The 21,984-nt window shown below is 42.2% G+C and carries 17 protein-coding genes and 1 rRNA gene; 10 read left to right on the top strand and 8 right to left on the bottom strand.

Features of this window, described 5'->3' with window-relative positions:
* A 16S ribosomal RNA gene (locus FTU70_RS11120) occupies window positions 1-113 on the bottom strand; the annotation flags it as partial.
* A gap of 546 nt (window positions 114-659) precedes the next feature.
* Here FTU70_RS11120 and FTU70_RS11125 point away from each other — a divergent pair.
* The 4 genes from FTU70_RS11125 to FTU70_RS11140 all read left to right on the top strand — a co-directional run bounded on the left by FTU70_RS11125 (window position 660) and on the right by FTU70_RS11140 (window position 4,140).
* Complete coding sequence (locus FTU70_RS11125; RefSeq protein WP_180060589.1) at window positions 660-1,583, top strand: VacJ family lipoprotein; 924 nt, start codon at window positions 660-662, stop codon at window positions 1,581-1,583.
* 101 nt (window positions 1,584-1,684) lie between these two features.
* Entirely contained in the window at window positions 1,685-2,653 is a 969-nt protein-coding gene (gene gigA, locus FTU70_RS11130; protein WP_096902424.1) for an RsbU family protein phosphatase GigA, read from the top strand.
* Between the two features lie 113 nt (window positions 2,654-2,766).
* Window positions 2,767-3,294 carry an anti-anti-sigma factor GigB gene (gigB, locus tag FTU70_RS11135; RefSeq protein ID WP_004975187.1) on the top strand — a complete coding sequence of 176 codons (528 nt, stop codon included), beginning with the start codon at window positions 2,767-2,769 and terminating at the stop codon, window positions 3,292-3,294.
* Window positions 3,295-3,315: 21 nt separating this feature from the next.
* A complete protein-coding gene (locus FTU70_RS11140; RefSeq protein ID WP_154320390.1) occupies window positions 3,316-4,140 on the top strand; it encodes a carbon-nitrogen hydrolase family protein in 825 nt (274 codons plus the stop codon).
* Window positions 4,141-4,216: 76 nt separating this feature from the next.
* Here FTU70_RS11140 and gspE read toward each other — a convergent pair whose 3' ends face one another.
* Complete coding sequence (gene gspE / locus FTU70_RS11145) at window positions 4,217-5,704, bottom strand: type II secretion system ATPase GspE (protein WP_004975184.1); 1,488 nt, start codon at window positions 5,702-5,704, stop codon at window positions 4,217-4,219.
* A 102-nt stretch (window positions 5,705-5,806) separates the two neighbouring features.
* On the opposite strand from gspE, the gene FTU70_RS11150 reads away from it, so the two are divergent.
* Entirely contained in the window at window positions 5,807-6,628 is an 822-nt protein-coding gene (locus FTU70_RS11150; RefSeq protein WP_004975182.1) for a hypothetical protein, read from the top strand.
* 9 nt (window positions 6,629-6,637) lie between these two features.
* Window positions 6,638-7,561 (top strand): mechanosensitive ion channel family protein, encoded by a 924-nt coding sequence (locus FTU70_RS11155; RefSeq protein ID WP_096902425.1) that lies wholly within the window; start codon window positions 6,638-6,640, stop codon window positions 7,559-7,561.
* Window positions 7,562-7,609: 48 nt separating this feature from the next.
* On the opposite strand, the gene FTU70_RS11160 is transcribed toward FTU70_RS11155, so the two are convergent.
* Window positions 7,610-10,648: a DUF2339 domain-containing protein gene (locus FTU70_RS11160; protein ID WP_180060590.1), complete on the bottom strand. Its 3,039-nt coding sequence runs from the start codon at window positions 10,646-10,648 to the stop codon at window positions 7,610-7,612.
* Between the two features lie 182 nt (window positions 10,649-10,830).
* Between FTU70_RS11160 and polA the strand changes: the two genes are divergently transcribed.
* On the top strand, window positions 10,831-13,590 hold the full coding sequence (polA, locus tag FTU70_RS11165; RefSeq protein WP_180060591.1) for a DNA polymerase I: 2,760 nt from the start codon (window positions 10,831-10,833) through the stop codon (window positions 13,588-13,590).
* A 162-nt stretch (window positions 13,591-13,752) separates the two neighbouring features.
* Here polA and FTU70_RS11170 read toward each other — a convergent pair whose 3' ends face one another.
* Genes FTU70_RS11170 through ppx form a run of 5 tightly spaced genes read right to left on the bottom strand, consistent with a single transcriptional unit; the run spans window position 13,753 to window position 18,880 of the window.
* Complete coding sequence (locus FTU70_RS11170) at window positions 13,753-14,322, bottom strand: YggT family protein (RefSeq protein WP_004975174.1); 570 nt, start codon at window positions 14,320-14,322, stop codon at window positions 13,753-13,755.
* A 42-nt stretch (window positions 14,323-14,364) separates the two neighbouring features.
* Window positions 14,365-15,192 (bottom strand): pyrroline-5-carboxylate reductase, encoded by an 828-nt coding sequence (proC, locus tag FTU70_RS11175; protein ID WP_096902428.1) that lies wholly within the window; start codon window positions 15,190-15,192, stop codon window positions 14,365-14,367.
* Window positions 15,193-15,222: 30 nt separating this feature from the next.
* The gene (gene tilS, locus FTU70_RS11180) at window positions 15,223-16,569 is read right to left on the bottom strand and encodes a tRNA lysidine(34) synthetase TilS (RefSeq protein WP_180060592.1); all 1,347 of its coding nucleotides are present in this window, start codon (window positions 16,567-16,569) and stop codon (window positions 15,223-15,225) included.
* Window positions 16,506-17,327: an acetyl-CoA carboxylase carboxyltransferase subunit alpha gene (locus FTU70_RS11185; RefSeq protein WP_004975170.1), complete on the bottom strand. Its 822-nt coding sequence runs from the start codon at window positions 17,325-17,327 to the stop codon at window positions 16,506-16,508. Before FTU70_RS11185 ends, tilS begins: the two co-directional genes overlap by 64 nt.
* A gap of 32 nt (window positions 17,328-17,359) precedes the next feature.
* A complete protein-coding gene (gene ppx / locus FTU70_RS11190) occupies window positions 17,360-18,880 on the bottom strand; it encodes an exopolyphosphatase (protein WP_180060593.1) in 1,521 nt (506 codons plus the stop codon).
* Window positions 18,881-19,143: 263 nt separating this feature from the next.
* On the opposite strand from ppx, the gene trxA reads away from it, so the two are divergent.
* From trxA to FTU70_RS11205, 3 genes are all read left to right on the top strand, one after another.
* Window positions 19,144-19,470 (top strand): thioredoxin, encoded by a 327-nt coding sequence (gene trxA / locus FTU70_RS11195; RefSeq protein ID WP_004975164.1) that lies wholly within the window; start codon window positions 19,144-19,146, stop codon window positions 19,468-19,470.
* Window positions 19,471-19,792: 322 nt separating this feature from the next.
* Window positions 19,793-21,061: a transcription termination factor Rho gene (gene rho, locus FTU70_RS11200; RefSeq protein ID WP_004975162.1), complete on the top strand. Its 1,269-nt coding sequence runs from the start codon at window positions 19,793-19,795 to the stop codon at window positions 21,059-21,061.
* A 421-nt stretch (window positions 21,062-21,482) separates the two neighbouring features.
* Entirely contained in the window at window positions 21,483-21,770 is a 288-nt protein-coding gene (locus FTU70_RS11205) for a hypothetical protein (protein ID WP_004975160.1), read from the top strand.
* Window positions 21,771-21,984 lie beyond the last annotated feature (214 nt).

A 21,984-nucleotide genomic window follows, 5' to 3' on the forward strand; every position in this document is an offset into this window, starting at 1 on the left:
TACTCACCCGTCCGCCGCTAGCTCAGTTACCGAAGCAACCTCGCCCGCTCGACTTGCATGTGTTAAGCCTGCCGCCAGCGTTCAATCTGAGCCATGATCAAACTCTTCAGTTAAAATCATTTTGAAGCTTTAATCTAAACTTCCAAATCTGGCTCATCAATTTTCTGACTTAAATTTCGCTCAAATAAACTTCGAGTAATTTAAACCAATCAATCAATGAAATATTTTCGATCAATCAATCAGTAAAAATCCACACAAGTTGTTCTTCATAATCTCTTAATGATCTTCTCGATGCTTCGTCAGCATCAAGCTAGGTCAGCTATATTACGCTTTATTTCTAAAGTGTCAACTGGTAATTTAAATTATTTTAAACTTTCTTTCTAAAACCCAACCCAATCGATTTCAATCAAGTCATTGTTTTATCAGAAGTTTTAATCTTCATCACCGCCGATGGATGTGCATTATAGGGCAAATATTTTACCTTGCAAGACTTTTTTCAAAAGAAATATATCGGGTGTTTATTTTTTGTTCATTTTTGCTTTTTCTACACACATTTTGAGCAAATTTGCTTTAATACATCGTTTCAATTAACTGTTACTATATACCCATCGGCGATATAACAGCTTTTGCTTACTCAGATTTAAGCGCTAGGATTCTTTATGTATCAACAAAAATATCTTTGGGTGTGCCTTGTTTCTTTAGGATTCATCACCTCAACACATGCGACAACGCCTTCTACTGAAGAAGTTGCTCAAGAAGAAACTACTGAAGTTATTGCGGCAGACTCATCTTCTGAAACTAAAAGTAGTCGTTTGAATGCGCTTAAAGAATTAAAAAATGTAAAAGCCAAAGATTTAAAAGTGAATGCAAATGCTGCACAACCCGATGAAGTCAAAGACCCACTGCAACCTTTAAACCGTCAGATTTATGCATTCAACGATATGTTAGATCGTAATATCGCGCGTCCACTTGCGGTTCAATATACAAAGAAAGTCCCTGGTGAAGTGCGCGGTTCATATCGTCAATTTCGTAAAAACTTGGGTGAACCATGGAATGCGGTTAACCAATTGATTCAAGGTCGTCCTTTACGTGCCGCTAAAACTTTAGGTCGTTTTAGTTTAAATACGATTACCACTTTAGGCATGGCTGACCCTGCACGTCGTTTAGGTTTAGACACAGAAGAAGAAAATTTTGGTACAACCTTGGGCTACTACGGTGTCCCTTCAGGGCCTTATGTTATGTTACCATTTTACGGCCCAAGTACTTTCCGTGATGGTTTTGGCACACTTGTAGATGGTCAGGCGCGTCCACAAAAATACATTTTAGATGGCAATGACCGTTTATATTGGTCGGAGCAAGTTATGCGCGGCCTAGATACACGCTCGCAACTCCTAGATGTAGAACAAGTATTACAGGGCGATAAATATGCCGCGATTCGGGATATTTACTTGCAACGTAAAAACTTTGAAATTGCGGAAAAGAAAGGACTCGATGCAGATAGTATTTTTTTTGTAGATGATGAAAGCGAAGAACTTTTTGATGATCAAGAAGAAATAAACCCGCCTGAAGAAAGCAAAGAATAATTTGTAAAACATTTTACTCAAGGTGAGTTTTTACTTTCCTTGAGTATTCAGGCATTGTTATAGTAACGCTTTGTTTAGGTTCAGGGTCAACACAAAACTCTATGTATTTCATTCAACCCACACGTGATATTCCATATCTAGAACAGGTGCTCGACACACTTCCTAGTGTGCAAATGATTCACATAGATGACATCAGCTTGTATGACCCAACCATTATTGCAATTGCCGATGTGCAAGATTATTTAACACATCAATGGAATTTACCCACGATTGTATTGGCCTTTGAAGATGAAGGCACAGCATTGGTGCAAGCATGGGAACAAGGCGCTTTAGCAGGTTGGTTGTGGAGTCGTTTACCAGAAAATCCACCACAAGCCTTACGCAAAATAGACGCACAATATAAACGCAATCAAGACAGCCGCGACTTACCTTCAGCTGCTGAACTACAAAAAAAATTACTGCCCAATCCTATTGAACTGTGCAACTACCGTGTAGATACGTTATTTAAGCCTTCGGCTTATTTGTCGGGCGATTGGTTTGATTACTGGAAAATCAGTGATAAAGAAATCATGTTCTATTTAGCCGATGTCTCTGGGCATGGTGTAACTAGTAGTTTACTAACGTCTTGGATGGCTGCATTTCATGGTCGCTCCAAAACACCACGCGAACTGATTAAGAAGCTGAATGGCATGTTGGTTCAAGAAAATATTGAAAAGCATATCACCATGATTAGTGGGATTTTAAATATTGAAACCCACGAACTGCGTTGGTCGAGTGCGGGGCATTATCCACCTGCCATTATTATCGAACCCAATCAAGCACCTAAAATTTTAAATACCAGTAGTTTTCCTTTGGGACTGACTGAAGATTTAGAAGTTGAGGAATTTGAGTGCGTATTAAATAAACAGGCGCGGTTTATTATCTGCTCCGATGGTGCGTTAGAACCTTATAGTGGTGGTTTGAATGAACAGTTTGAACAATTGGTCTTTCACTTGCAAAATCAATCATTCCAAGCCCCCGATCATGTAGCAGATGATATTGCGATCTTGAGTTTGTGTCGAACAAAATAACCAATAAATCAGCCAGTTAACTTCTCAACCCAAGATATACGACTGTAAGCCACTTGAGTCTATATAGTCGCTATGGGATAATTATCTAATCCTTCTCTGCAAATGGCATTTATATGTCAACAGGTCATGTTGAATATGCAAGTTTGAATGGAACGCATATCTTTAAGCTTTTTGGCGAAGTGCGTGCCCAATCTTGTATTAGTCTAGACAAACTACTCAGTAAAATTGAACAGCAATCTAATGTGGTGGGTGCAATTGTAGATTTAACCCAAACTACATTTATTGACAGTACAGTTTTAGGTGTATTGGCTAAGCTAGGCTTAAAACTGAAACAAATCCATAACATTCAAGCAGTTATGCTCTCTACTAATCCAGACATTACTACGCTCGCCAATAGCATGGGCTTAGGACAGGTGTTTGTGATTTTAAATTACTGTGGTGACCCAACTGTCTGCACGCGTGAGCTGGTAGAAGAACACGTCACGCATAGCAATATGCTCACTACGGTATTAGATGCCCATAAAACCCTCATGAAGCTGAATGAAAACAACCAAAATATGTTCGAACCTTTGGTGAAACAGCTACAAAAAGAACAAGATAATCTCGATCAATGTGCTGAGCAAAATCAGCAGAACGCTTGATCTTCACTCAGGAATGCTTTGATGACTTTACTTTCTGTTGCTCAAATGAACTCACAAAATGATATTGAGGAAAACTTCAAAATCATTGAAACATTGATTCAACAAAGTAAAGCCGATGGTGCAGAACTGATCGTTTTTCCAGAAAACTTTGTTTGCTTTGCAGCAGGCAAACAATGCGAAACCGCGGCACAGTTTGAAAGTATTCAACAGCGTTTGGAACAGCTTGCACATCAATATCAAATCTGGATTGTGGCGGGTACATTGCCCTGCCCATATCGCCCTGATGGTTCAACAATTGCAGATGGTCGTGTGCGTACGATCAGTTTATGTATTAGCCCAGAAAAAACTGAAGCACGTTATGACAAAATTCATTTGTTTGATGTGCAAGTTGGTGACTCTGTTGGTGGTTATCAGGAATCTAAGTTTTTTGAACCCGGCTCTGAAGTCGTTGTGGCGAAAACACCGTTTGGCAACATTGGCTTAATGGTGTGTTATGACTTGCGCTTTCCTGAATTGGCCTTAACTTTACGTGCGCAAGGCGCCAATATTTTAACTGCGCCATCGGCTTTTACTTACACCACAGGTCAAATGCATTGGCAATTGCTCTTGCAGGCGCGTGGCATGGACAGTCAATGTCAGGTTTTAGGTGCAGCCCAACAAGGTTGGCATGGTGAAAAACGTCAGACTTGGGGACATTCAGGCGCTGCCAATTCACGCGGACAGTTATTGTCAATGGTGCAAGACGAAGGTACGCAACTGATTACAGTGCCCTTTGATTTAGACGAACAAAGCAAAATTCGAGAGTCGATGCCGTTAATGCAGCATCGTCGTTTATTGCAATTTTAAAATCAAATTTCAATAAAAAAAGGGTTGATCAACAATATAACGATCAACCCTTTTTATTTCTCATCTTACTTTTTAGCTATTCAGCCGCTTCATTGGTCACGCGCAGCACTTCTTCCAAGGTAGTTTTACCTGCCAATACCTTACGCAATCCATCTTCACGAATCGAACCTGATTGCTGTCGTGCATAATCTTCTAGTTCATATTCCGCGGCATTGCCATGAATCAAACGGCGCATTGCTTCATCCACAGGGACAATTTCATAAATTGCAGTACGCCCCGTAAAACCTGTATGTGAGCAATGTTCACAGCCTTTCGGTTGCGGAAGTTTTAAATCGCTTGCATCGGTCACACTTTTAAAGAGTTCTTGTTCAAAGTCATCTGCAGCATGCCATGTGGCGCAGTGCGAACATAAGGTGCGCACTAAACGCTGCGCGATCACCCCAATTAATGAACTTGACAGCAAGAACGGCTCGATTCCCATATCTTTTAAACGGGTGACTGCACCAATAGCCGTATTAGTATGTAGTGTAGATAATACCAAGTGACCCGTTAAAGAGGCCTGCACCGCAATTTCAGCAGTTTCCAAGTCACGAATCTCCCCCACCATCACCACATCTGGGTCTTGGCGCAGCATGGCTTTTAAAGCACGAGCGAAGGTCATATCCACTTTGGTGTTGACCTGTGTTTGCCCAATCCCCTCTAGTTGATATTCAATCGGGTCTTCTGCAGTCAAAATATTTTTAGAGCCATCATTCAGGTCTGACAAAGCCGCATATAAGGTCGTGGTTTTACCCGACCCCGTCGGCCCTGTAACCAAAATAATTCCATGTGGTCGATGTACCAGTTGCTTTAAGCGCTCATAATCATTTTGCATCAGCCCCAAGTGCGTCATGTTTAAACGACCTGCTTGCTTATCCAGCAAACGCATCACCACCCGCTCACCATGCGAAGATGGCAGCGTTGATACACGTACATCGACCTCACGACCTGCTAGTCTGAGCGAAATACGACCATCTTGAGGGATACGTTTTTCGGCAATATCCAGTTTTGCCATGACTTTAATACGTGACACCAATAAAGGCGCAAGTTCACGGCGCGGTTGCACGATTTCACGCAACTGACCATCGACCCGCAAACGGACTGACAGTTTTTTCTCAAAAGATTCGATATGAATATCCGATGCGCCAACCCGAATCGCTTCAGACAGTAAAGCATTGATTAAACGTACAATCGGTGCATCATCCTCCTGATCCATCAGGTCTTCTGCTTCTGGAACTGAATCGGCCAAACTGAGTAAGTCAGGGTGATCTTCCAATCCCGCAGCGACTTGCTGCGACTCGCCTGTATCACCTGCAAAACTGCTGCTTAATAATTGGTGAAATTCCTGATCGCTACAAAGTTGATGCTGTGCAGGATGCCCCAAAAAACGACGCGCCTCCTGAATGGCAAGCATCGGCGTATTTTCACGACGTACAATAAAGGCATGATCGCCCTCATAACGAATTAACACCCCATGGCGTTTGGCAAAGCTATACGGTATTTGTAATTGTTTCAGTACTTGCATCAGCGATTATAATAATGATGAAAAAATTTAATTTGAGTGTACTCTAAGCGTATGACAGCGTGAAGTCTGTTTTCGCTGATTTATCAAGAAAGGGATAGGCCATTGTCACAAAATCATGAGATTTCAGAAACTGATTCGGCTAAATTAAAATGGTGGGGTGACTATGAGTTTGAGCTCAATCGTCCTAAAACGTGGCAATTTGGCTCACTCTTAGTACGTTTGACCCGTGGTATGCAAGAATGGCGTTTGGAATATTATCGCCCGCAGGTTCAATACGATTATGAACAGCAATGGCATAACATTGATGATCCTGAATTTGCCTTTCCACAACCTGTGAAAATTGAACGCTATATGTTCAAATCTACACAAAGTAAATTACAGCTCATGCCTCGTTTGGCAGACCGTTCAGTGGTGATTAAACCTGTCGATCCAATTTATATTCCTGCGGGGCAACGCGGCACCTTGTATATCAGCACACCGTTGTGGATGTCTGCCTTTGTCGATGGTCAACGTGAACCCATTTTTGATTTGCCGATTATTCGCCCGAAAGATACTTGGTTTGGCCCCAATCATCGTACAGGTGAAATTTGCTATGCCACAGCAGTCGATGGCCGTACCGAATTACATCAATTAAAACCACGTGCATTTCGTGCCGTCACGCCGATTGAATTTCACAACACCAGCAATCAACAATTGCGTTTTGACCGAATGAATGTGCCTGTGCCTGCGCTGCCTTTATTTTTCAGCGAAAGTACAGGTCGTTTATGGACTTCACAAATTAAAGTGATGCATGAAGGTTTAGACCGCCCGCCACGAATTCGGATTGAAAATCGCACCCCGCCACATGCAGGTGAAGTGACCTATTTGCAACCACCGCGTGAAACGGCAGGTGCTTTATTTAATATGTTTGATTCATTTTTCTAAGAGGATGTTATGGCAGATTCCAATATTTCCAAAGAAATCACCAACAGCCTCAAAGGAATTTTTACCAGTATCAATACAGATCGTCTGACCGAAATTTTGGTCGCAATTGTATTGTCTTTGATTGGTTTCTTAATTGCACGTTTTGTTTCCAATACTTTTGTACGCACTATTGGCGCACGTTTTAATGCGCATCAACGCTTAGTTTGGCGACGCGGGATTTTTTACTTTATTTTCCTGCTGTTTGTGATGGCGAGCCTGAAAGAAGCAGGCTTTAAACTCAGCGTGTTTTTAGGTGCAGCGGGTATTTTAACCGTGGCTTTGGGTTTTGCCTCACAAACCTCGGCATCCAATTTAATTAGTGGTATGTTCCTGATTGGCGAAGGTTCTTTTGAAGTGGGCGATACCATTCAAATCACCCTGATTCGCGGACACACCATTGAAGGTGAAGTGATCTCAATTGACTTACTTTCAGTTAAATTGCTGACCCAAGACAATATTTATGTGCGTTTACCCAATGAACAATTGATTCGTGCACCCGTGCATAACTTGTCCAAGTTTCCAATCCGACGTGTGCCCATTACCCTCGCGATTAATTTTCACGAAGATATTATTAAAGTGCGTGAAGTGTTGCTCAGTGTCGCCAATCAATATCCGCTCGTGCTGTCTGACCCTAAACCCGCGGTGACAGTTACAGCTTTCCGTGAATCTTCAATTGAATTGTTGTTTGCGGTGTGGTGTCAGCAAGAAAACTTTTTAAAGGTACGTGATGAAATGCAGGAACGTATCCGTAATGGTTTCCTAGACAACCAAATCGAAATTCCTGTACCCAAAATGGGTTTTGTTGATCATCCTTTATCGCGCCCTTTAAATAATGAAGAACTTGATCAATATGCCAATGCCCAAGCACTGAAACGAGAACCTGACTTAAAGTAATCGTTTCAGTCTTCGACACTTTGCCTCTAACTAAACTTGAGGATCTGCTCAAGCTTTGGAAGACGGCGAAGTGTTGTTTTTTGCGAGATCTGGCTCAGGAATTGGGGCGATATATGCAATCAGTAGCATACCTAAACCTGCAGCAAAGAATGACAGCACGCGCATTAAAGTCCCAATATTAGATAAATCTAAAAGCACCAATTTTAAGGTCACAATCACCAAAATACTGCTGCCTAAAATCCACAAGGCACGTAATTGTTTCAGACTGGCAATCCACATGGCGATACAAGCCAAACTCACCCAAAGCAAGGTCAAACTGAGCTGCACAGTGGCATCTTGCCAAACAGCAATTTGGTTGATTGGCGTTCCCAAATACAGATGTAAGGCACGTAATAGCACATAACTACTTAGCCACAGTAAACTCAAGACCATAATTACCGCTGCCAAGCCTTGGTCTAAATGGGTTTTGCGTTGCAGATTCAACATCCACAAAATAGCCACCAACATGGCTATACTGACCAAATCAAATGGATTCAAAATAGGCAGTACATAGCCGTAAAATGCGTGTTCAGTCAACAGTTGTGAACATAGCATCCACATCAACATGAAGATTAAATTGCTACGCGCATACCAAAATTTGCGCCAATCTGAATCCGGTTGTTGCCACCAACACCACGCCGCAAAGAGCAATGGTAAAATCACCACGCTGCTATACGGATGCTGTGGTAACAGCGTTAAACTCGCCATCGCCAAAATGGGTAACAGTCCTAAACTCAGCCATTCTTTGTCGCTGCGGACAGTCCATAAAGGACGCAACCACAACACACTGAGCACGCCTGCAAACAAGGCAAATAGCAGACGTTCAGTACCCGAAACCCAATGCACCGCTCCATCATAGCTACGGCTGAATAATAAACCTGCTGCAGTGAGCGAAACTGGCGTTAGACCTAACCATTTGGGCAATAGCCATGACCATGTCGCTTGACGAGAAAGTAGTACTTCGTTGATAAGTAAATAAATGACCACCACCGCCAAAAGCGTCTGTACGGTTGCAAGTTCTCCATCAAAGTAATCTAAACCTAACCATAGCCATAAACTGGTTGCAGACAACATCATTAAACACAGTACGCTCGTGGTTGCTGTGCTCAGTTGTTGTCTGAAAGCTGCACGGCTGTTGGAAAACACCACAACCGTGGCATAACTTAGGCTCAGTACCCAATAAATACTGCGCTCGAAATAAGGCAACTCTACTAAATAATACAGCCCAGATAAGCCCGCTACGGCAAACAAACCTAGTGCCAAATAACGGCTAATTTTAGAATATTGAATAAAGGCAAAAATAAACACAGCCACGCCTTGTAATGCCCAACCAATGACACTCCATTGTTCAGGCAGTAAAATAGGTGGAATCAACACACTAAAAATCAGCATCAAACTGAAATAACTTTGTGCAATAAATTGTGTCTGCCGATGCTGTTTGGCCAGCCAATACAAACCTGCAAAAACCACCGCAAATAACAAACTAAAGGCTGCCTGCTCTGCTGTTTCTTCAAAATACATCAGATATAAACAGGCATAACCGACAATGGGTGCGCCAAAAATCAAGGCAAGGTCTAAAATAGGTTTCAGCTGAAACGTGGCGACATCTTCCTGTGCCAAAAGCTGACTAAAGCGAAAACCCAACCAAATAAAAATAGCCGCATGCGCCAAAACTAAAAGCGTTAGCACCTGCCGTTCAAAGATATAACCATGATAAAAGGCATAGCTGCCACCCACCACAACCGTCATTAAAAACGCAATTTGATTTAAATATTTCCACGGACGTAAACTACTTAAAATGGCAACCGAAATATTAATCAGCAAATAATAGGCAATAAATTCAATGGCTGTTGCATTACGAACAGGTAAAGTAAACGGTGCGAAATACGCAATCAGCATTGCCATGAGGGCAAGTTCGACTGATTGTTGTTTTAAACTCAGCCAGAGCGTGAGCACCATCACCACAATAAAACACAGACTGGCGATAGCTAAATTTGGAATGACCAAATTGTAATAGGCAAAAAATAAGGTCAGACACAGCCCAGCCAACCCCAAACCTTGCACACCCAAAGCAAAGCTGCGATTTTTGTTGCGTAACAGATAACCGAATACTGTCACTGCTGCACTCACGCCAGCAACGAACAAAAGTTTCACTGCCAAACTAAATTGCCAATGTTCAGTAGCAAAACGTAGCAGTAACACCACGCCTATGAGTAACACTACAATTGCTGCTTTTAATACAGGATTGCCATGCAACAGCCATGATTGGGCTTGTTGCAATAAACTGTTACTTGATGCACCTGACTCTGTTGCAAAAGGGGCGGCAGACCTTGAGGATTTGGCTAAATCTGGAGCTGAATATTCTTGATGTAGATGCCCTTGATGTGGATGTTCTTGGTCTTGATATGAATCTGGATATGGATAAGAAACTTGAGCTGCTTGTTCCCGAACAGAATTCGGCTCGCTCGACAATACAGTATCAGATTGAATAGTGATAGTTTCAGGTTGAGAAGCGGTTGATATAACACCCTCATCCACATTTGCCTCAGCGGATGAAAGACTTGCACCAACTTCAGATGTGTTGGCTAAAATATGCTCTGCGAATTGCGTTTGAGTCTTTCTCTCTTGAGCATTGGTCTTTTGGGGATAGCTCTTTTGAGCATGCGCCTGAAGCTTAGCAGCACTTTGTAATTGCTGTAATTGATACAGTCCTTGCTCCAAACGCTGCAACCATCGCAGCAACATAAAAAACCATGCACTTAAAGCAATCGATGCCAGTAAATACCAATCCAGCAATATCCCTAAAAAAGCAATCAAAGCCGCGATATATAAAGGAGTTTTAGAGCTTTGGCGTTGTACTTGTGACTGTGCATCCACAACCTGTTCCAGTGAGTTCTGCACTCGTCCCACAAAAAACATCACGCTGACCACCGCAGCAACTGCACAGATATAACTCAGCATCGGCACACCGAGCCACCATGCGCCAATTGAAATTATGATTAATAGCATGAACCAAATGATTCGAATTTCATTCTGCTCTGTCTGCATTGCTCTTCATTTTATTGATATTGTCATGGCTCCGATCATACAACAGACAGCACGATTCTGAATCAGGATTCATCAGCAATTCGGTAACTGTGCGTCTGCAACACTTGCCTTAAAAATCAGTTTCTGCGACAACTGCAAAAATCACGTACAATAAACTGCTTATTTGCAGAAGGAATCAATCCATGCCACCATTTGTCTTGGTCGATGGCTCATATTTTCTATTTCGTGCCTTTCACGCACTACCACCATTAACCACGTCAACTGGTTTACATACCAATGCTATTCGTGGCGCGATCTCTGCGATTCAAAAGTTGATGCGTCGTACTCAGCCTACTCACATGGCGGTAATTTTTGATACGCCTGAGCCGACTTTCCGTCACGAACTATCGCCAATTTATAAAGGTGACCGCCCAAGTATGCCTGAGGAACTTTCTCAGCAAATTCCATACTTACATGCTTTAATTCGTGCTTTGGGTATTCCACTTTACATGCTACCAGGCGCAGAAGCCGATGATATTATTGGAACTTTAGCCAAACGTGCCGAAGCCGAAGGACAGCAAGTACTGATTTCTACGGGCGATAAAGACATGGCGCAGTTGGTGACTGAAAAAGTTACCCTTGAAGACAGCTTCAAAGAAAAGCCAATGGATATTCAGGCTGTATTTGACAAGTTTGGCGTATGGCCGCATCAAATTATTGATTATCTGACCCTCATGGGTGATGCTTCTGATGGTATTATGGGCGTGCCCGGCATTGGCGCCAAAACTGCTGCAAAACTACTGGCCGAATATGGCTCGATTGGTGCGATTTTAGAAAATGTCGATCATATTAAAGGCAAAGTCGGACAAAATATTAAAGACAATGCCGATGGCATCGCGCTAGATCATCAACTCGCCAGCATTGTTTGTGACCTTGATCTGAACTTTGGTTATGCCGATCTAAAACTACAAGACCCTAATGTTGAAGCCTTACGCAATTTATATACCGAGCTAGAATTCCGTAATCAATTACAATCGCTCGATCATCCAAATAACCCAAATAACAGCAATTATCAACAAGCTGCAAAAACAGTCGCCGCACCGACAGCCAATGAAATTGAAACTGAAGATCAAGCCACGCAAAGCAGTGTTGATGATCAACTCGGTGCAGCAACATACCACACCATTTTAGATCAGGCGCATTGGGATGCTTTGCTGCAACGCTTGCAAACTGCACAGCGTTTTGCCTTTGATACAGAAACCACCAGTCTGGATTATCGCGTTGCAGAAATTGTTGGTTTTTCTATCGCGTTCGATGCCAAAGATGCCTATTACGTACCTTTGGCGCATGATTATGAGGGCGCACCACAGCAGCTCAACCGTGATCAGGTTTTGGCACAAATCAAACCTATTTTAGAAAATAATGCGGTGGATAAAATTGGGCATCATTTAAAATATGATGCGCATGTGCTTGAAAATCACGGTATTCATTTACAAGGTTGGTATTTCGATACCATGTTGGCATCTTATGTGCTTAACTCTGTCGCAACCCGTCACGGCATGGATGATGTGGCACGCTTATATTTAAGCCACCTGACCACATCTTATGAGCAAATTGCAGGCAAAGGCGTCAAGCAAAAAACTTTCAATCAAATTGAAATTGAAACGGCTGCGCACTACGCTGCAGAAGATGCGCATGTTACGTATCGTTTATATGAAGTGCTGTCTGCGAAGCTACAAAAGCATCCTGAATTGGTCAATATTTTGCACAACATTGAAATGCCTGTGGCGCGTGTGCTGACCAGTATGGAAGAAAATGGCATTCAGCTTGATCTGAAATTTTTAGATCAATTGGGTGTCGATTTTTCCCAAACCATGCAAGATTTGGAAAACCAAATTGTAGAATTGGCAGGTGAAAACTTTAATGTCAGCTCACCGAAACAAGTGGGCGAAATCCTGTTTGATAAACTCGGACTCAAAGGCGGCAAGAAAACCGCAACAGGTCAATACAGTACCAGTGAAAGTGTTTTGGAAAAAATTGAGCATCCGATCAGTAGTTTAATTTTAGACTACCGTGGTTTATCTAAACTCAAAAGCACCTATACCGATGGCTTACTGAAACAAGCCAACAACGATACGCATCGAGTGCATACCAGTTATCACCAAGCTTTGACTGCAACAGGGCGTTTATCTTCTACTGATCCAAACTTACAAAACATTCCAATTCGTACCGAAATTGGTCGTCAAATTCGTAAAGCCTTTGTCGCACCTGAAGGTCGCGTGTTGTTGGCAGCCGACTACTCGCAAATCGAATTGCGTTTAATGGCACATTTTTCACAAGATGATGCCCTACTCGATGCCTTTAACCATGGACAAGACGTGCACCGCCGTACTGCGGCAGAAGTCTTGGGTATTGCCTTAGAAGACGTAACCTCAGATCAGCGTCGTCAGGCCAAAGCTGTAAACTTCGGTCTGCTCTACGGCATGTCGGAATTTGGCTTAATTCGTCAGCTTGGGTTTACCCGTGAAGAATCACAAAACTACATCAAGCAATACTTCCAGCGTTATCCGGGCATTTATGAATATATGCAACGTACCCGCCAAGTCGCGCTAGAACAAGGTTTTGTAGAAACTATTTTAGGTCGTCGCCTCTATACGCCAGATATTGCTGCACGTAATATGATGGTACGTAAAGCGGCAGAACGTGCGGCAATTAACGCGCCATTACAAGGCTCTGCAGCTGATATTATTAAAATGGCGATGATTGAAGTCGACAAAATGTTACCGCAAGCGCAAGCCAAAATGTTGCTGCAAGTACACGATGAATTGGTATTTGAAGTCGATGCAGATGCGGCAAATGAACTCGCGCCGAAGTTGGCAGAAGTCATGCAATCTGTGGTGGAAATTTCTGTACCATTGGTGGTGGAAGTCGGAAAAGGCAATAACTGGGATGAAGCGCACTAAAGTCGTTGCGCTCTCTTTTTTCAGCACCTTCCTTCGCCTAGAAGGAGGTCAGGATGCAGGTTATTTGTATTTCTGAAGACTCATTAAGGTCGTCAGCCCAAACTTAAACTACAAAAAAAGGACTCGATTTGAGTCCTTTTTAATGTTTTAGGATAATGCGACTTATAAGCCAGTCAGCAATACAATCGCTACCTGATTCATAATAATTTCAGCGATATATAAAGCCAAAAATGCAATAATTGGCGACAAATCAATCATGCCCATGTTCGGCAATAAACGACGAAATGGTGCTAATAACGGCTCTGCCAACTCTTGAATCACCTCAATATACGGGCCACGAGATTGAGTAAACATCACCACCCAACTCAAAATAATGGTGGCAAAAATCAAATAACGACAGAAACGGATTAAATCCTGAATCATGGTCACAAAAGTCAGAATCAGTAAGTGAATTGGACTATTCGGCATCGCACCATTGAGATACATAACACCAAAAATTTTGAGTAGATACAACACCACCAACAAAGCCAAGGCTGCAGAGTTAACTCGACCTTTGCCAACCGTTGGAAAAATACGTCCAAATACATCTACAATTTTGGTGGCTTTAATGGTTGAAAGCACCACAGGGTTATAAGGACTCACCGCTGCCAATTGCATTAAGAAACGGAAGAATACGAGCAAAATCGCTACGTTAATGATAATGCCAAAAATTAGCGCAGAATTTGCACCCATACTTAAACTTTCCTAAAATTTAAATTCATTGTTTTTCAATAATTAAATACTATCACTCAACTCTTGCGCTAATTCTTGACTACGCGTTTTAGCAGCAGCCAATGCCGCCTGAATATTTTGTGAAATTTGCGCATGATCAAACACTTCAATTGCCGCTTGGGTCGTGCCATTTGGTGAAGTTACATTTTTGCGTAATTCTGCAGGTGTATTCGAGCTGGTAATTGCCATTTGTGCTGCACCCAAAGCAGTTTGTAACGTCAGTGCTGTCGCCACTTTTTCATCTAAACCTAAGTTCTTGCCTGCACGAATCATACTTTCCATCAAATAGAAGAAATATGCTGGCCCTGAACCAGATACTGCAGTCACAGCATCAATTTGCGCCTCAGAGTTTACCCAAATAGTTAAACCTGTCGCTGCCAAAACCTGACTTGCCAATTCACGGTCAGTGCTATTGACCTGTTCGGTTGCATACAAACCATGTGCACCTGTTTGCACCAAAGCAGGCGTATTTGGCATTACCCGCACTACACGTTCTGTACGTAATAACTCAGAAATCGTGGCAATTTCTGCGCCCGCAACAATCGAAATCACCAGTTTATCTTCAAACTGACCGTGCAATGGACGCAATACTTGTGCCAAAACCTGTGGTTTGACTGCAAATACCACAATATCTGCATCTGCAATCGCGGCCAAATTATCCTCAGTGACATGCACATCTTTTTCTTTTAATAATTCACGCACTTGTTCTACAGGGTCTGAAACTGTAATACGGGTTGGCGGCAAACCTCTGGCAATCAAACCACCAATCAAGGCTTGCGCCATGTTGCCACCGCCAATGAAACTAATATTACAATTCAATACTGCACTCATGATTCACGCTCTTCGTTGAGTTCTTTGTCGTTAAGAGACTAAATTCGGTTGCCATCCATCTGCGACACAATAGTCCGACTGTGCAAGCCAAAAGCCTTTGGGGCTAAAAACGCCTAGCATAACATTATCTAGGCTTAATATTTGAATTGTATGACGCGTCCACGGAAAAATTTGTGCTTCCTGAATGGCTTTTTTCAGTGGCCATGTGCCCACCCGACCATACAAATGAATTTTTTCACCACCCAAACGTGGCCGTAAAGTTAACGGACGATTCAGCAAAGTTGCAGATAAACCGACTTTGGCTTGTTGCAGTTGATAACAGCCAGACCACACTTGAAAAGTCTGATCTGCCTGCAAACATAACACTTGTTCTTCTGCCTCAAAATGTTCTGCAGCTAAATACTCCGCTTTCGGCAAACGAAATAATTGTTGCTGATAACGCAGATAATAATAATCCTGACAATGTAATGCCGCTTGTGCATCGGCTTTGGCTTGAATCACCTCACGTTGCAAGCGTTCGACCATATCAAAACTTGGGCGATATTGTGCCTGTCCTTTCATCCATGCCGATAATAGCTGACGTTGCCGTGACAAAGACAATTGTTGTAACTGAATTAAATTCAACTGCGAGTCTGTGCCACATGCAGCTAAATCCTGCGCCAAAACTTCTGCCAAAATGTTTTCAGTATCTTGCATCAAGTTTGCAGTACGCGTCACAGCTTGCTGCATTTTAGGAAAACGCTGTTGCACGACAGGCCACAATATTTCTCTTGCCCAAGCTCGGTCATAATGCACATCCTGATTGCTTGGGTCTTGCACATAATCGAGCTTTAATTCAGCACTCCATTGGCAAATCTGCTCACGCGAAATATCCAATAACGGACGCCAAATACTGATGTCATCACGCACATCGACAGCTTGCATGGCAGCAAGTCCTTGCACACCTGCGCCTGAAAACAAACGCAGCAATACGGTTTCTGCCTGATCTTGCTGATGATGCGCCAATACTAGAACTTCGTTGCTATCTAAGTGCTGCATATAGGCCTGATAACGCGCCTGACGTGCCTGATTTTCTAAATTACCCTCAGACACACTGACTTTTTGCAGCACACACGGCACATTTATATTTTGGCAGGTGGCTTGCACCAATGTGCCCCACGCTGCGCTTGGACTTTGCAATTGGTGATCAATATAAATCGCGCGTACTTTTTCAGGGCACAAAAACGACAAAAGATGCAGTAGCAGCATGGAATCCATGCCGCCACTACATCCGATTAAAAATTTTGTCTGTGCAGAAAAAGCCTGTAATTGGCTTAAGACGCTAGACCTAAATTGTCGCTGCCAAACTTCATTAAACGCTGGTAACGTTCTTCGCATCGTTGTGTTGCATCCATCGCTTGCAATTCATCCAAAGCTTCTTTTAACACATTTTTCAGACTGTGCATGACTTGTTCAGGGTTTAAATGCGCACCCTCACCTTCATCAACCACGTATTCTACAATACCAATCTTTTGCAGTTTTTCTGCAGTCAATGCCAATGCTTCACTGGCTTGTTCGGCTTTTTCTGCAGTTTTCCACAGAATAGACGCACAACCTTCTGGTGAAATAACAGAGTAAATACTGTGTGACAACATTACCACACGGTCAGCCACGCCAATACCCAACGCACCGCCTGAACCACCTTCGCCCAATACTGTAGCAATTACAGGTACTTTTAAGTTCGACAATTGCGCTAAGCTGGTCGCAATCGCTTCTGCCTGACCACGTTCCTCTGCACCTACACCTGGGTATGCACCCATCGTATCAACAAAAGTGAAAACTGGCAGATTAAAACGCTCTGCCATATCCATAAGACGCTGTGCCTTACGATAGCCTTCTGGATTACACATCCCGAAGTTGTGTTGTAATTTTTCGCGGGTACTGCGACCACGATGTTGACCTATCACCATGACAGGCTGACCATCAAAGCGTGCCAATCCACCGATCATTGCACCATCATCACCAAATAAACGATCACCATGCAAGGCATCAAATTCAGTGAAAATTTCACCCACATAGTCTAGAAATTGCGGACGTTCAGGATGACGTGCAATTTGCACGGTTTTCCATGCTTTAGATTGAGCAGCTTTTTTCATAAGTCGACTGTTATCCCTAAATTAACCAAATCTTAATCGACAAATTGTTCCGACTGAATATTCAATTCAATGTCCCAATTCTTGAATTGCACTTGTTCATCGTGCAATTCAGCGACAAGCAATGGCCACTGTTTGGCATCACCCGACACGCTGAGCTGCCATTGTTGCGCATTGCGGATGCTTAATTCAATGGCAGGAAGCATCGCATCGCTACGACTTGCGTTGACCAAAACTGCAAGGCGAAGCAACAAACTTAAGTAAACAATTTTATTGCCACCCGCTTTCAGTGCTTCTGTTTTCGCGTCTTGGCGTAACTTTCGACGATGGTTGCCGACCAAATGCGAGAGATAGTTTTGGTCAATTTGTGAGAAACCGGGAATGTCCGAATGTTGCAATAAATATGCACCATGACGATGATAGCTGCTGTGACTGATGGCTAAACCAATTTCATGCAGGTACGCAGCACGACGCAATAAGTCACTATCTTCATTATTTAATTTTAATGGTTCTGCCACACTATCAAACAAATGTTGCGCAGTTTTGACCACGCGTCCAGCCTGTTTCGGGTCTGAGTTATAACGCCCCATTAAGGCTTGTACACTGCGGTCACGAATGTCTTCATGCTGGAAACGTCCCAACAAGTCATACATTACGCCTTCACGCAAGGCACCATCGGAATACACCAGTTTATCAATATTTAAAACATCAAACACAGCATATAAAATGGCCAAACCTGCTGGCAAAACTGCTCGACGGTCTTCTTTTAAACCATCAAACTCCATTTCTGATACGTGCTTAAACTTAAGTAAACGGTCTTTGAGTTTTTCCAAACCTTCACGGGTGAGATTTTCCTGCTCATTGCTCCAACCCATATTCACGGTAATTTGGCGACATGCCTTAATGGTGCCGCTCGAGCCTGCAACGGTATCCCAACCTGCTTCTTTATAGGTATTGGCAATTGAATACAGCTCTTTACGTGCCGCTACCACTGCTTTTTCAAAACTGCTTTTGCTAATTTCACCATCGGCAAAATAGGCTTTGGTATAGGCCACACAGCCCATTTGTAAAGATTCGGTGTGAATTGGCTCAAATTCTTCGCCAATAATTAATTCTGTCGAACCACCACCAATATCAATCACTAAACGACGACCACTATTGGCCATGGTGTGTGATACACCCAAATAAATTAAGCGCGCTTCTTCACGCCCTGCAATAATCTCAATTGGCTTAGGCAAAATTTCTGCAGCTTTTTGAATAAACTCATGTCCGTTTTTGGCCTGACGCAAAGCATTGGTGGCAACAATACGCAAACGGTTTGACTGTACCGCAGTTAAACGCCCAACAAAACGTGCTAAACATGCCAAACCACGTTGTTGTGCTGCTTCGGTTAAATTCTTGTTTTCATCTAAACCAGCGGCCAACTGCACTTTTTCTGACATTGATGCCACTTTTTTTACTTCACCATGATCCACCCGCGCAATGGCTAAGTGGAAACTATTCGACCCCATATCGATGGCTGCGAGTAACTCTTCATCAATTAAAAAATCAGACATTCTTCAAACAAACCTAGACAGAATTGTGCCTAGAGTAATTCACATACACCTAATTTAAAAGCCATTTATCAGCACAATTTGACGACTATTTAAAAATTCTGCATATATGACAATTGTGTTACAGAATTGTCGTGATCGTGAGGATCAATTAGACAAATTTGTATTTTGGATGGAAAATCCAAAGATCCCCCCTACTTTGTTCAAGATGGCTATGTAATACTAATTGGTATAGCTATTTTTAAAAATTATTTGGAGCGTAATCCATGTCTGGCAACATCGTAAACACCACTGATGCAAACTTCGAAGCAGATGTTCTTCAATCAGATACTCCTGTATTGGTTGACTTCTGGGCTGGCTGGTGTGCGCCATGTAAAGCAATTGCACCAGTACTTGAAGTACTTGCAGACGAATATCAAGGCAAAGTAAAAATTGTGAAAGTGGATGTGACTTCTTGCGAACAAACTGCTGTGAACTACAACATCCGCAATATTCCAGCATTACTTATGTTCAAAAATGGTGAAGTTGTTGCGCAACAAGTTGGTGCAGCACCAAAATCTAAATTGACTGCATTTATTGATGAAAATATCTAAGTCTGTTTTACAGATCATGAATAAAAAAATACGCTCTCTGTTGGCGTATTTTTTTTGCCTATAAATTGACAAACTCCCGTTTCTCTCTTATATTGCATGCTCAAGAAACATAGGATCTTCCATCCGCTTTCTTAAAAGACACAACACAAAAATGCCGCTCGGCAACAGAAATTGTTTTTCACATTTTTCAATCAAACAATGAATCAGTGCTCTGAATCGTTATTGTGCAAATACAATTGCTTTCATTTTATTGTATGAATGCGGCTAAATGTTGCTCCCTCTCTAACCTGTACCCCAGAATTTTTATTCTATCAGAACCTCTATGAACTTAACCGAACTCAAGAAAAAACCGATTGGCGAACTCATCAAGATTGCCGAGTTTATGGGCCTTGAAGGAATGGCACGTAACCGTAAGCAAGACATTATTTTTGCCATCTTAAAGCGCCATGCCATGAATGGTGAAGAGATTTTTGGTGATGGCGTTCTAGAAATTCTGTCAGATGGTTTTGGTTTCCTACGCTCAGCTGCAGGTTCATACCTTGCTGGCCCAGATGACATTTACGTGAGTCCTTCACAAATTCGTCGCTTTAACCTGCGTACAGGTGACACCATTACAGGGACTATTCGCCCACCAAAAGAAGGCGAACGTTATTTTGCTTTGCTTAAAGTAAACCAAATTAACTACGACACCCCAGAAAATTCACGTAATAAAATTTTATTTGAAAACTTGACCCCACTCTTCCCAACCGAACAATTGGTGATGGAATTGGGTAATGGTACAACAGAAGATTTAACCGCACGTGTGGTAGATTTGGTTGCACCAATTGGTAAAGGTCAGCGTTCTATTATTGTGGCACCGCCAAAAGCGGGTAAAACCATGTTGCTGCAAAATATTGCTCAGTCGATTGTTCGTAACAACCCAGAAGTGTTCTTGATTGTACTTCTCATTGATGAACGCCCTGAAGAAGTGACTGAAATGGAACGCACCGTGCGCGGTGAAGTGATTGCATCAACATTTGATGAGTCACCTGCTCGTCACGTTCAAGTTGCAGAAATGGTCATTGAAAAAGCCAAGCGTTTAGTTGAACATAAAAAAGACGTGGTGATTTTACTGGATTCGATTACCCGTTTGGCACGCGCCTACAACACTGTCGTACCTTCTTCAGGCAAGGTTTTAACAGGTGGTGTTGATGCGCACGCTTTAGAACGTCCAAAACGCTTCTTTGGTGCTGCACGTAATATTGAAGAAGGTGGTTCTCTAACCATTATTTCAACTGCACTGATTGAAACTGGCAGTAAAATGGATGAAGTGATTTACGAAGAGTTTAAAGGTACAGGCAACCAAGAGATTACCTTAGACCGTCGTATTGCAGAAAAACGTGTTTTCCCTGCCATGAACATCAAAAAATCAGGTACACGTCGTGAAGAGCGCTTAATGAGTGAAGATAATTTGCGTAAAGTTTGGATTTTGCGTAAATTGTTACACACTCAAGATGAATTGGCAGCAATGGAATTCTTGCTTGATCGCATGAAAGAAACCAAAACTAATGACGACTTCTTTGATCAAATGAAACGTAAAGCAGCCAATTAAACGGCTATAAATATTAAAACACCTAAAAAAGTCATCTTAAAACGATGGCTTTTTTATTTGGTTGACAAAATTTACATAAAGACACAATTGCACGCGGTATATGTAAACTTATTTTTAAGTAAATGATTATAAAAAAATATTTAGTAAAAACCTTTTAGTTTTTAGCCAGTTACCGTGCAACTCTCCAATCTAAAATGCTAAATTAATTGTTATTTTCTGTTAAAAAAGCACGTATTTTTCGCGTTTTTTTGCCTTTTTTTCAATCAACCTAGTAGCAATTCAAAAAGCGCAGTGATAGCATATTCGCAGACCAGTTAGACTGCGCCTGCGTTGTTAGTGCCTAACAAAATTTAGGAATAATAAAAGCATACAACAGACTAACGTCGGTTTTTTTTAATCTCATATTTTAGAGAGTGATGCCATGTTATTCAAAAAAATCGCTATTGCTGCTGCAGTTGCTACTACTTTAGCTTTCGTTGGTTGTGCTAAAAAAACTGAAGAAGCTGCTGCTGACGCTAACGCTGCTGCATCTGAAGCTGTTGTAGCTGCATCTGAAGCTGAAGCTGCTGCTGACGCTGCTGCTGTAGAAGTTGCTTCTGGCGCTGAAGCTGCTGTAGATGCTGCTGACACTGCTGCTGCTGCTGCAACTGACGCTGCTGATGCTGCTGTAGACGCTGCTGCTGCTGCTTCTGAAGCTGCTGCTCAATAATCGATACGATTATGCAGTACAAAAAGAGAGCCGATGGCTCTCTTTTTTATTTCTGAATATTTTGTCTAAAATTTATTTTACTCAGCACAATATCTCCAAATCGCTCAATCCATCTTTTTCAAGTAGATGATTCAGCATATAAAAGCATTTAACCAAAACACTTAACCCCATTCGGCATTTATTTCGATATAACCTTTTGGTTTCTCATCTCCAC

Origin of the sequence: Acinetobacter sp. YH12135 (genome assembly GCF_013418565.1) — a bacterium.
Classification (GTDB): Bacteria; Pseudomonadota; Gammaproteobacteria; order Pseudomonadales; family Moraxellaceae; genus Acinetobacter; species Acinetobacter towneri.

What these genes read in the sequence shown, in the direction of transcription:
- FTU70_RS11155 (WP_096902425.1), top strand. Translation starts at nt 6,638, where the DNA reads ATGGCAGATTCCAATATTTCCAAAGAAATCACCAACAGCCTCAAAGGA.
- proC (WP_096902428.1), bottom strand. Translation starts at nt 15,192, where the DNA reads ATGAGTGCAGTATTGAATTGTAATATTAGTTTCATTGGCGGTGGCAAC.
- FTU70_RS11125 (WP_180060589.1), top strand. Translation starts at nt 660, where the DNA reads ATGTATCAACAAAAATATCTTTGGGTGTGCCTTGTTTCTTTAGGATTC.
- rho (WP_004975162.1), top strand. Translation starts at nt 19,793, where the DNA reads ATGAACTTAACCGAACTCAAGAAAAAACCGATTGGCGAACTCATCAAG.
- polA (WP_180060591.1), top strand. Translation starts at nt 10,831, where the DNA reads ATGCCACCATTTGTCTTGGTCGATGGCTCATATTTTCTATTTCGTGCC.
- ppx (WP_180060593.1), bottom strand. Translation starts at nt 18,880, where the DNA reads ATGTCTGATTTTTTAATTGATGAAGAGTTACTCGCAGCCATCGATATG.
- FTU70_RS11160 (WP_180060590.1), bottom strand. Translation starts at nt 10,648, where the DNA reads ATGCAGACAGAGCAGAATGAAATTCGAATCATTTGGTTCATGCTATTA.
- gigA (WP_096902424.1), top strand. Translation starts at nt 1,685, where the DNA reads ATGTATTTCATTCAACCCACACGTGATATTCCATATCTAGAACAGGTG.
- FTU70_RS11205 (WP_004975160.1), top strand. Translation starts at nt 21,483, where the DNA reads ATGTTATTCAAAAAAATCGCTATTGCTGCTGCAGTTGCTACTACTTTA.
- gigB (WP_004975187.1), top strand. Translation starts at nt 2,767, where the DNA reads ATGTCAACAGGTCATGTTGAATATGCAAGTTTGAATGGAACGCATATC.
- trxA (WP_004975164.1), top strand. Translation starts at nt 19,144, where the DNA reads ATGTCTGGCAACATCGTAAACACCACTGATGCAAACTTCGAAGCAGAT.
- FTU70_RS11185 (WP_004975170.1), bottom strand. Translation starts at nt 17,327, where the DNA reads ATGAAAAAAGCTGCTCAATCTAAAGCATGGAAAACCGTGCAAATTGCA.
- FTU70_RS11170 (WP_004975174.1), bottom strand. Translation starts at nt 14,322, where the DNA reads ATGGGTGCAAATTCTGCGCTAATTTTTGGCATTATCATTAACGTAGCG.
- tilS (WP_180060592.1), bottom strand. Translation starts at nt 16,569, where the DNA reads ATGCGAAGAACGTTACCAGCGTTTAATGAAGTTTGGCAGCGACAATTT.
- gspE (WP_004975184.1), bottom strand. Translation starts at nt 5,704, where the DNA reads ATGCAAGTACTGAAACAATTACAAATACCGTATAGCTTTGCCAAACGC.
- FTU70_RS11140 (WP_154320390.1), top strand. Translation starts at nt 3,316, where the DNA reads ATGACTTTACTTTCTGTTGCTCAAATGAACTCACAAAATGATATTGAG.